We start from the raw sequence: 1,502 nt of genomic DNA, 5'->3' as shown, positions 1-1,502 counted from the left end.
CGTAAAGTCTATCTAAATTATTTTTCTAAAATTGATCGTATTTATGACAATTTAATTTATAGAAAAATCACGATTGGAGTAGCAAATCAAGAGCGCGCCCTTTTGATTTCAAACTTTACCAGTCAATATAAAAATGTATTGAGTAAACAGGGTGAGGGGCAGTAATTATGGCCGCCAAATACAGATTTTATTGTGGGTATTGTGGGTTTCGTGGTACCGGCTCGTTTGGCATTGAGAGAAACACTTACTATTCGACAGTGCCGAAATATTGCCGACGCTGCAGGCGAGTAGATACATACAAAATTGCTAATTTACCAGGGCTAGCTGATGAACTTCACTGCAAAGGATGTCAATCGGATAATTTCCTGCAGGATTGGAATGGTGTGAGTTGCCCAGTCTGTTCAAAGCATATGCGCTCGATTGGTAATGATGTTGATGGGAATCGATCTGATTGGCTTCCTAATAATTTTAAATTTGGGCGGGAATGATGAAGGGTTAGGACACTCCCATCACGGGCATCACCATGGGTTTGGCCTTATAGGCTAGGCCCAAAAACACCCTTGCATAGATAGGCCCTAGTCATGGTTCAACTTATATCGCGCCAATAGAACAGCCTGAGTTGACAATGAACTACTTAAAAATAGGGGGGGGTTGGCCTGCCCAGCACGATTCGAACGTGCGACCTACGCCTTAGAAGTGGCATGCTCTCTGTGCCCTGCCTTATGCCTGTTCCTAGCAAGAACTCCACATAAACTCTGCAAAGTCTTCTCATATGATTACTGCGTTGATTGCGGCCAAAACGCTCCCAGTCCCGCATGTATTCCAGCAAGTAATCGATCTCTTGATGGCTAAAGGCTGGCCTAATCTCTGCCCTATCGGCAGCGACCTCCAATAATGGAATGGTTCGAAGACGGTGAATTAACCCTTGATCTCTGGCTCGCTCAATTACCCGCTTATAAAGACCAGCATGGCGCCTTTGGGTATAGGTCTTGGGATTCTTACCCATCCGGGATATGCGCCAGGCTACATAGTCATCTACTACTTCCCTGGTGATGTCATTAATCTGGTAATCACCAAAGAATGGGGTTAGGTACTTGGTATAGATATGGATGTAGTCCACATGAGTACGTTTATTGGGATTGGCTTGCACAACTCGGGCAGCAGCAGCAAGTTCTTGCGTGGCCAATTGGCGAAAAGTCCGAGTCTTAATGGCTAAATCACTGGCTAGCTTGAGCTTGACTGTCTCGTATATAGAAATAGCTTGGGTTGTGGCTTCGGCTAACTGGTCAGATCCCGTACTAGCGGAATGCCAAGCCCCCGTAGAGAGCTTAAAGCGGCATTGCGATTGGTGACTCGCGGGTCTCTTATAGAGTGTCAGAAGTCCATCAAGGAGTTTGATGGGTTCAGTTTCGGCGGTAGGACTAGAAAATAAGAGTGATAGATTATTCATTACAAGTGTCTCGATACACGACACTTGTTAGCTTAATTTCAGATTTAGACTT

Annotated in this window: 1 protein-coding gene; it reads right to left on the bottom strand. The window is 44.9% G+C overall.

The annotated features are described in order from the left end of the window. Window positions 1–634 precede the first annotated feature (634 nt). The gene (locus tag B7Y67_RS17745) at window positions 635–1,450 is read right to left on the bottom strand and encodes a hypothetical protein (RefSeq protein ID WP_293599763.1); all 816 of its coding nucleotides are present in this window, start codon (window positions 1,448–1,450) and stop codon (window positions 635–637) included. Window positions 1,451–1,502: the final 52 nt, after the last annotated feature.

It is taken from the genome of Polynucleobacter sp. 35-46-11, assembly GCF_002281105.1.
The sequence above is the reverse complement of the archived record's forward strand: the minus strand, read 5'-3'. Positions and strand labels throughout refer to the sequence as shown.

What these genes read in the sequence shown, in the direction of transcription:
- B7Y67_RS17745 (WP_293599763.1), bottom strand. Translation starts at nt 1,450, where the DNA reads ATGAATAATCTATCACTCTTATTTTCTAGTCCTACCGCCGAAACTGAA.